General features: G+C 63.6%; 10 protein-coding genes. 3 read left to right on the forward strand and 7 right to left on the reverse strand.

Annotated elements, in window-relative coordinates; all coding sequences use genetic code 11:
* A partial coding sequence (locus ACIQ17_RS27235) for a glycosyltransferase family 39 protein (RefSeq protein ID WP_398472465.1) occupies window positions 1–779 on the reverse strand: 779 nt, incomplete at its 3' end.
* A 17-nt stretch (window positions 780–796) separates the two neighbouring features.
* Window positions 797–1,927, reverse strand: a complete 1,131-nt coding sequence (locus ACIQ17_RS27240) for a glycosyltransferase (protein WP_398472466.1) — start codon at window positions 1,925–1,927, stop codon at window positions 797–799.
* A 296-nt stretch (window positions 1,928–2,223) separates the two neighbouring features.
* Between ACIQ17_RS27240 and ACIQ17_RS27245 the strand changes: the two genes are divergently transcribed.
* The 3 genes from ACIQ17_RS27245 to bcsS all read left to right on the forward strand — a co-directional run bounded on the left by ACIQ17_RS27245 (window position 2,224) and on the right by bcsS (window position 4,521).
* Entirely contained in the window at window positions 2,224–3,024 is an 801-nt protein-coding gene (locus tag ACIQ17_RS27245; RefSeq protein WP_398472468.1) for a DUF72 domain-containing protein, read from the forward strand.
* A gap of 37 nt (window positions 3,025–3,061) precedes the next feature.
* On the forward strand, window positions 3,062–3,520 hold the full coding sequence (locus tag ACIQ17_RS27250; RefSeq protein ID WP_398472479.1) for a DUF488 family protein: 459 nt from the start codon (window positions 3,062–3,064) through the stop codon (window positions 3,518–3,520).
* Window positions 3,521–3,672: 152 nt separating this feature from the next.
* Window positions 3,673–4,521 (forward strand): cellulose biosynthesis protein BcsS, encoded by an 849-nt coding sequence (gene bcsS, locus ACIQ17_RS27255; protein ID WP_398472470.1) that lies wholly within the window; start codon window positions 3,673–3,675, stop codon window positions 4,519–4,521.
* Here bcsS and ACIQ17_RS27260 read toward each other — a convergent pair.
* From ACIQ17_RS27260 to ACIQ17_RS27280, 5 genes are all read right to left on the reverse strand, one after another.
* Entirely contained in the window at window positions 4,518–5,486 is a 969-nt protein-coding gene (locus tag ACIQ17_RS27260) for an adenylate/guanylate cyclase domain-containing protein (RefSeq protein WP_398472471.1), read from the reverse strand. The genes bcsS and ACIQ17_RS27260 overlap by 4 nt on opposite strands.
* A gap of 11 nt (window positions 5,487–5,497) precedes the next feature.
* Window positions 5,498–5,800 carry a hypothetical protein gene (locus tag ACIQ17_RS27265; protein WP_398472472.1) on the reverse strand — a complete coding sequence of 101 codons (303 nt, stop codon included), beginning with the start codon at window positions 5,798–5,800 and terminating at the stop codon, window positions 5,498–5,500.
* Between the two features lie 122 nt (window positions 5,801–5,922).
* Window positions 5,923–6,303, reverse strand: a complete 381-nt coding sequence (locus ACIQ17_RS27270; protein ID WP_398472474.1) for a DUF4189 domain-containing protein — start codon at window positions 6,301–6,303, stop codon at window positions 5,923–5,925.
* A gap of 118 nt (window positions 6,304–6,421) precedes the next feature.
* Window positions 6,422–8,026, reverse strand: a complete 1,605-nt coding sequence (locus tag ACIQ17_RS27275; RefSeq protein WP_398472475.1) for an NTP transferase domain-containing protein — start codon at window positions 8,024–8,026, stop codon at window positions 6,422–6,424.
* On the reverse strand, window positions 8,023–8,441 hold a 419-nt coding region (locus ACIQ17_RS27280; protein WP_398472477.1), incomplete at its 5' end, for an XdhC family protein. The genes ACIQ17_RS27275 and ACIQ17_RS27280, both read right to left, overlap by 4 nt.

An 8,441-nucleotide genomic window follows, 5' to 3' on the forward strand; every position in this document is an offset into this window, starting at 1 on the left:
CGGGCGAGCGCATAGAGGCCCATGGCGCCGAGGATGAATACCAGCGGCGTTGCGAAGATGAACTGGGTGGGGATCAGCTCGGCGATATAGGCGGCCCTGAATTCCTCGATCCGGGCTCGGCCCAGCTGCTTGATGAACGACACCCACTGGTGATCGGCATTCCAGAACAGCACCGGCGAGAACACGGCAAAGGCGACGACGCCGCCGAGATAGGGCCAGGGCGAGATCAGCCAGCGCCGCATCTTCGGCACCGAGACCAGCCAGATCAGGATCGCCGCACCGAAGAACAGCGCGGTGTATTTGGACAGCAATGCAAAGCCGACGGCAACGCCGACCGCGAGCCACCACAAGCCCCTCCCCGTAGCCGCCACCTGCGCCAGCGCGAGAATGACGAAGCTCGACGCCACCAGCAGCGGCGCGTCGGGGGTGACGATCATCAACCCGACCGAGACGATCATCGTGGCATTGAGCAGCAGCATCGAGGTGACTGCGATGCGCTTGCCGCCGAACAGCAGTTCGGCGCTACGAAAAATCGCCCAGCTCATGGGCAGCGTCAGCAGCACCGAGAACAGGCGCACGCCGAGCGGCGTGTCGCCCGCGATCAGGGTGCCAAGGCGGATCACCACGGCGACCAGCGGTGGGTGGTCGTAATAGCCACCGGCGAGGTGTTTCGACCAGGTCCAGTAATAGGCCTCGTCGAAGGTCAACGGCGTCCAGGCCGACGCGGCAAGACGCAGCAGGACGAGCCCGATGACGACCGCCCACGCATTGCGGACCATGCGCGCTTCCGCAGCCGTCACCGCTTGCGCCACACGAACAGGCCGGACATGGCGTAGTTCCAGACAACACCCATCAGCGCGCCGGCGGCACCGGCGAGCCACCAGATCGGCTCGTTGTCATAGACCGAGAAGGCCACGCCGACATTGGCGAGCAGCCCGACGCTACAGACCAGGTAGAACAGGATCAGACCTTGCAGGATGCGAGCGCCCTTCAGGCGCTGGTCGCGATAGGTCAGGAAATTGTTGAGCAGGAAGTTGCTGGTCATGGCGCAGAAGGCAGCGATGCCCTGCGCTTCGGCAAACGGCAGCGCGGCTTCGAGGCCCACGAACAGCGCGACGAAATGGACGACCAGACCGATCGAACCAACCAGCGCGAACAGCAGGAAGCGGAGCGAGATCACGTCATTGGTGAGCTTCGCCAGGATGAGGCCGAGGAAATCCAGCGCCACCATGGAATCGAGCTTGCTCTCGCCATGCAGGCGCGAGCCGAATGTATAGGGCACTTCCCTGATGCGCAGTTCGCCGCGTGCGGTGGCAACAACGTCGAGCAGGATCTTGAAGCCCTGCGTCGAGAGCTGCGGCGCCAGCTGCTCGAAGCGGTCGCGGCGGATCATGAAGAAGCCGCTCATGGGATCGGCGACACGGACGCGCAGCACCTGCTGAGCCAGCGCGGTGGCGAACTTGCTGAAGCCGAGGCGCTTCTGGTCGAAACTGTCGGCGCTGCCGCCATCGATATAGCGGCTGCCAATGACGAGATCAGCCTCGCCCTTCTCGATCAGGCCAAGCATCTTTGCGAGCTGGGTTTCGTCATGCTGGAGATCGCCATCGATCACGGCCGCGCATGGAGCGGACGAAGCCAGCATGCCCTCGATACACGCGCCGGACAGGCCGCGGCGGCCGATGCGGCGGATGCAGCGAACGCGCGCATCGGTCCGCGCCAGTTCGCGCACGGCATCTGTGGTGCCGTCGGGGGAATTGTCGTCGACGAAGATGACTTCCCAGGCGATCCCCTTCAGGGCCGCATCGAGGCGCTGGACCAGAGTGGCCACATTGCCGCGCTCGTTGAAAGTCGGGACGACGACGGACAGCTGCAGCGGGATGCCCGCGCGCTCGATCGGTCCGTTCCCAAGTGTGATGGCATCGCTCATGGCGCCAGCATATATCTGCCGGGCGACAGCCTGCCAAGGCGCTGCGGGAACGCGTCAACCGTTTGATTGTATGCGGGAAACGGGTTGGCATGCGCGAAAGCAACAGCCAGAAATGCAAACGACCAAGAACAACCGGCGCACGTACATCCGGCGCGCCATCCCACTGAAGGGCTGAGGTTATTCAAGGTCGTCTCGGCAACGGAGCTGTTAAGCGTCGACGTCGCCGTTGAAGACGAGATAGGAATGGGTGGGCCGATCCGCAAGGGGCGGCCTCAGGGAAATCTGGAGAAACTGGAATGGCGGCCAAAACCGGCAAGATCCGCATCGGCATCGGCGGCTGGACCTTCGAGCCCTGGCGCGGGACGTTCTATCCGGAGAAGCTGACCCAGGCGAAAGAGCTCAGCTACGCCGCCTCCAAGCTGACCTCCATCGAGATCAACGGCACCTATTACGGCTCGCAGAAGCCCGAGAGCTTTCGCAAATGGGCGAGCGAGGTGCCGGATGATTTTGTCTTCTCGCTGAAAGGCCCCCGCTTCGCCACCAATCGCAAGGTGCTGGCCGAAGCAGGCGACAGCGTGAAGCGATTCTATGATTCCGGCGTGCTCGAACTTGGCGACAAGCTCGGCCCGGTGCTGTGGCAATTCATGCCCACCAAGAAATTCGACGAAGCCGATTTCGGCGCTTTCCTGGAGCTTCTGCCGCGCAAGCTGGATGGCCGCGCGCTGCGCCATGTGGTCGAGGTGCGGCATGACAGTTTTTGCACGCCGGCTTTCATCGCTCTGCTCCGCGAGCACAAGATCCCCGTCGTATTCTCCGAGCACGCGACATATCCGGCCATTGCCGATGTCACCTCGGACTTCGTCTATCTGCGCCTGCAGAAAGGCGAAGACTCTATCCCGACCGCCTATGCGCCAAAGGCGCTGGATGCATGGGCCAAGCGCTTCCAGGATTTTGCGGGCGGTGGCGAGCCGGCCGACCTGCCGCGCGTCAGCGACGGCAAGATCAAGAAACAGCCCCGCGACGTCTTCGCCTATGTGATCCACGAAGCGAAAGTGCGCGCTCCGCACGGGGCGATGGCGCTGATCGAGCGGGTGTAGTCGGGAGCGCCGCATGGCCAGGATCGCGAAGAAGGCAGTGGAGAAAGCAAAGCTCTTCACCATCGGCTACGAAAAGACGCCGGCGAAAGCCGTGCTCGACGAGCTCGAAGCCGCCGGCGTGAAGCTGCTGGTCGATGTTCGCGCTGTTGCCGCCTCGCGTCGTCCGGGCTTCTCGAAATCGCAACTCGCCGCCGGACTGGACGAGCGCGGCATCGGATATCTGCATCTGCGCGGCCTCGGCACGCCGAAGGAAGGCCGCGAGGCGGCGCGGTCGGGCAACATCCCGCAGCTGGAGAAGATCTACAGCGCGCATCTGAAAACGCCGCAAGCGCGCGAGCAGATGGATGAGCTGGCGGCACTGGTCGAGAAAGCCGGCCCGATCTGCATCCTCTGCTACGAGCGCGAGCATACGCATTGTCATCGCCGCTGGATCGCCGAGATTATCGAGGATCGCGAAGGCGTCGCAATCGAGAACCTGGTCGCGCCGCAGATGTGAGGTCGGGGCGCATCACGCGCCGCCCTCCAAAATATTTCATCCAACGTTCTCCCCTCGTTCCCTTTTCCACACTGGACGTCGTCTTATCCACAGATATTCTACTTTTGGTTGATGTATTACTGTTGCGTTCTTTAGCGTTGAGTGGGGGCTCGATGCGTTGGAAACCGTTGTTGCGAAGCCTGGGGCTGGTGATCGGCCTTGCATTCACCGGCCCGATCAATGCCCAGGACATTGAGGCATTCGATCTCGAATTCGGTCTCACATCGGCTGATCGATCGATCTGGTATTGGCCATCGCTGTTCGACAACCGTGCCACGCGCAAGCGGGACCTAGACTATCTCACCGGCGGGATGCCCGACAGGCTCATCTATTTCGGCGGAATGGATGCCTCGAAATGGAGTATCGGCGCCTATGGCGGGTTTCAATGGATGCCGAACGGCCCCAACCGAAACGGTTTCATCCTGCGCTTGTTCGTGTCCGAGAGCCTCGAGCGCTATACGGACGGCCGCCACAGATACAATACGCAGATCGGTCGCGTCTATCTGATGCCGGGTTACATGATCCGCATCGGCCGGCTGGAAGCGCAATTGCTCGCCGGTCCGGACGCCGAGGTGGATCTGTTCTTCCACAATGGCCGTGCCCGCAGCTGGCGACCGAACGTCGGCTTGCGCGCCCTCGCCGATCTGTGGTGGGAGCCGACCTCTGAACTGATGCTGCAGACTGCCCTGTCCGCCACCACCATCGATTCCGGCTACAACACGCGCATCGCCGCCGGCTGGCGGTTGTTCGACTCATTCTGGATCGGGCCGGAAGCGGCCTTCTCCAGCGACTTCTTCAGCCAGCAGACGCGCTTCGGCGCACATCTGACCGGCCTGCGCACCAACGACTATGAATGGAGCTTCGCCGCCGGGCGCGTGTCCGACAATTTCGGCCGCGAAGGGATCTACGGCCGTTTCGGCATCATGCTGCGGCAGAGCCGCGCGCCGTTCTTCGACAACTAGGCCAGCCGCCAGACCGCCTGCGGGCGCTCATAGCCCTTCACCTCGACATCACCGAGAAACGCTGCATCGCGCGCCGCCTCGCCAGCGGCGTCACGCACGGCCGAGGAAATCAGCAGCTGCGAGCCGAACTCCTTGTTGAGCGCTTCGAGACGGGCGGCGAAATTCACGGTGTCGCCCATGACCGTATATTCCTTGCGCCGGATCGAGCCGACATTGCCGGCGATGACAGCGCCCATGTGAATGCCGATACCGATCCGCAGCGGCCAATCACTGCGGCGATTGTTGTCTTCCATTTCCGCCAGCATTTCGCATGCGGCTTCGACGGCGCATTGCGCGGCGCGATCGTCCTCGATCGGCGCGCCGAACACGGCGAGAAATCCGTCGCCGAGAAACTTGTTCACGATACCGGAATGACGGTCGAGGATCTCGACCAGAACGGCGAACGCCTCGTCCAGCCGCTCGACGACCTGCCGCGGCGTGTGAATGCGCGTTGCAGCGGTGAAGTTGCGGATATCGACGAACATCACGGCGACCTGCCGCATCTCCGTGGTCGGGGCAGCGCCGGTGGCGAGCAGCCGCTCCACCACTTGCGGCGAGACATGCTGGCCGAACAGGTTGGTGACGTGATCGCGCGCGGCCGTTGCCGCGATGCTGGCCTCGAATTGTCGCCGCAGCCGCATGCCGACGGCACCGGCCAGCACGCCACCGACGAACAGCATGACCGCGCGGACGAACTGGAACATGCTGTCCGGCATCGGCTCGTCGGCAAAGCCCAGCGGCTGATACAGCATCGCCATGGCGAACATTTCTGCCGCCGCGACGAAGCCGGTGAAGGTGGACAGCCAGAAATCGAGCCGCAGCGTCGAGAGGATGATGAAGATGAAATAAGTGAGCGGCGCAGCGAAGGCGAGCGCAGTGTTGGCGCCCATCCAGTTCATGTGCAGGTAAAGCGCCGCCGTCGGCACGCTGGTCTCGATCAATGCGCTGAGATAGCGCCGGACGATGGGACGTCCTTGTTCTGCCGGACGCGCCGGGTGACCAGGTAGAGCGCAAGAATTTCGAGCGCCAGAAACGGCAGGAAGATCACATAGGTCGAGCCGAGCTCGAACCCGCCGCGGGAAATGCCGATGAAGACCGATGGCACGATCAGCTGGATGACGGTGACGATCGCCGTCAGGATGGCCACCGTGGCGATGACCGCCTTGATCCGCAGCCGCTCGGTGAGCAACACCTGCCGGTTCAGGGCCTCGCGGGCCGTCTGAAGCTCGGGGCTTTCCACGGCGGGTGTGAATATGGTTCGTCGGAGCGGCATCATCGGCAGCAGAATAGCTGCCGATGGCGGAATCAACGAGGCCAAATATGGGCGGGCTTCGTCGCCGACATTGCTGGAGCTAAAAAGTCCTAGCCCTTGCCGTCACAGGCCCATGCCCGGATCACGCATTCCTTACCACCGTGCTCGTAGCACTTCTTGGTCGCCTCGTTGAGCGTCGAGGAAATGCGCGGGGCGACGGCATAGCCATGGGCACCGCAGGGATTGGCCATGTCCACGGCCAGCGCGGCGCAGGCGCGGTTCATGGTCAAGGTGGTGCAATTGCCCTTGCAGGCTTTCTTGGCCGCGGCGAGCGCCGATGCCTCGGCCGGATGGTCATAGGCCTGGCCATAGGCACCGCATTTGCCGATAGCGAGAGCGCCGGCGCCAATTGCCGGTTGCAAAGATGCGAGGCTGAAAATGAGCGCAGCAGAAAAAAACGCGCGGGAGCGCGCAGCAAGACGAGATGACAATTTCCCCTCCCCCGAGGTGCAATCGGCAGAACTGTACCGCGAGGGAGTTTCGACTTGGTGAATGAAGGGAACATGTAGCGTAGGCCAACGCGCTCTTGCGCCGTGCCCACCCTACAAATCAGCTGCCCCGCGCCTCCTCCAGCGCCTGCGGCGTATCGATGTCGAGGAAAGCGCCACGCCCTTCGACGGGCACATCGGCAACAGCCTCGGCATGTTTCATGATCAGGTTGCGCGCACCGACATCGCCGTCCAGCGTCATCAACTCCGGGAAGAAACGGCGCGACCACAGCACCGGATTGCCGCGACGGCCTTCGCTCACAGGCGCAGCGATGAGATGCCCCCGATCGGGCGCAAACGCATCGATCAGGCGATCGATCAATGTGGTGTCGATCAGCGGCATGTCACCGAGACAGACCACCGCGCCATCGGCATCGCGCGGCACGGCGGCGATGCCGGCCTTCACCGAGCTCGCGATGCCATCGGGATAATCGGGATTGTAGACGAAGGTGACGTTGAGGCCCCGGAGGGCCCTCTCCACATCGGCGGCCTGATGGCCGGTGACCACGGTGACGCTGCTCGCTTTCGACTTCAGCACATGTTCGGCGACGATGCGCACCAGCGGCTTGCCGTTGAGTTCGGCGAGCAGCTTGTTCGGACCGCCCATCCGCGTGCCGCGGCCCGCAGCGAGAACCAGCGCGGCCACACTGCGATTGCCATCGGTTTCAGCCGGCGCACGCGGCTGCGGGCGGGTGACGATCTCCATCAGCAGACCGCCGACGCCCATGCCGACGAGATCCTTGCGGGTGACCTCCAGGCCTGCGAGCAGGCGCATCAGCACCCAGTCAAAACCGTTCTCCACCGGCGAACGTGCACAGCCGGGCGCGCCGAGCACCGGCACATCGCCGGCTTTGCCGATCAGCAGGAGATTGCCGGGGTCCACCGGCATGCCGAAATGCTGGATGGTGCCGCCGATCTGCTCGATGGCGGCAGGAATGACGTCGCGGCGATCCGCGATGGCAGAAGCGCCGAACACGATCACGAGTTCGGCACCGAGTCGAAGCAATTCATCGATCGTCTTCGCGAGCACCGTTTCATCATGCGGCACGCGGCGCTCGGCGATGATCCTTGCGCCGGCCGGCGCGAGGCGCTCTTCGGTGACGCGTAGCGTCTTGTCGATGACCTTTGGCGAGAGGCCCGGTAGCAGCGTCGAGACGATGCCGACCTTCTTGACTTGATAGGGCGCGATCCGCATCGCCGTGCCGCCTGCGGCTTTCACCGCAGCATCGCGTAAACTCGCAGCCACACCGAACGGAATCAGCTTGACGGTGGCGATCATCTCGTTCTCGACCACCGGCTTGAACGCATCGAGCGTCGCAAAGGTGATCGCTTCGTCCACGCCATTGATGCGATCGACGGCGGTGCGATCAATGACCAGGATGCCAGGCTTGGCGGCAAACAGATTGGCGCGGCCGGTGAACGCACGCTCGACGATGACGCCCTCGCCCGCCACGGCCTGCGCAATGCTGGCTGCGGCGGCATCCTCGGAGATGTCGCCGTCTTCGAGACGAACGACGACGACTTCCTTGACCCCGGCACGCTTGAGCGCGGCCACTTCGTCAGCACCGATCGTCGTGCCCTTCTTGAGCACGAGATCGCCCTGCCGCAGCGTGTGAACAGTCACACCGCCGAGCGCCTCGGCCGGGCTGGCCGGACCGAACTTCATGCCGCAGCCGCCTTTGCGTCCTTCGGCAGGCGCAGCTCTGCCGTGATCTCGGCCATGATCGAAACCGCGATCTCGGAGGGCGAGACCGCGCCGATGTTCAGGCCGATGGGCGCCCTGATCTTCGCGAGATCGGCATCCGTCGCGCCCTGCTCCTTGAGGCGGTCGAGACGCTTGGCGTGCGTCTTCCGCGAGCCGAGCGCGCCGATATAGAAGCAGCCCTTCTCAAAAGCATGCAGCAGCGCGGGATCGTCGATCTTCGGATCATGGGTCACCGCGACGAAGGCCGTCCAGCGGTCGATGCCGAGCGGCGGCAACGCCTCGTCCGGCCATTCTGCGATCAGTTTGACATCCGGAAAGCGCTCGGGGCTGGCGAAGGCGGTACGCGGATCGACCACGGTGACGTCGTAGTCAAGCG

Origin of the sequence: Tardiphaga sp. (assembly GCF_044340795.1) — a bacterium.
Taxonomy (GTDB): Bacteria; Pseudomonadota; Alphaproteobacteria; order Rhizobiales; family Xanthobacteraceae; genus Tardiphaga.

Coding starts and splice junctions, on each gene's coding strand:
- ACIQ17_RS27240 (WP_398472466.1), bottom strand. CDS start 1,927: ATGAGCGATGCCATCACACTTGGGAACGGACCGATCGAGCGCGCGGGC.
- ACIQ17_RS27245 (WP_398472468.1), top strand. CDS start 2,224: ATGGCGGCCAAAACCGGCAAGATCCGCATCGGCATCGGCGGCTGGACC.
- bcsS (WP_398472470.1), top strand. CDS start 3,673: ATGCGTTGGAAACCGTTGTTGCGAAGCCTGGGGCTGGTGATCGGCCTT.
- ACIQ17_RS27275 (WP_398472475.1), bottom strand. CDS start 8,026: ATGAAGTTCGGTCCGGCCAGCCCGGCCGAGGCGCTCGGCGGTGTGACT.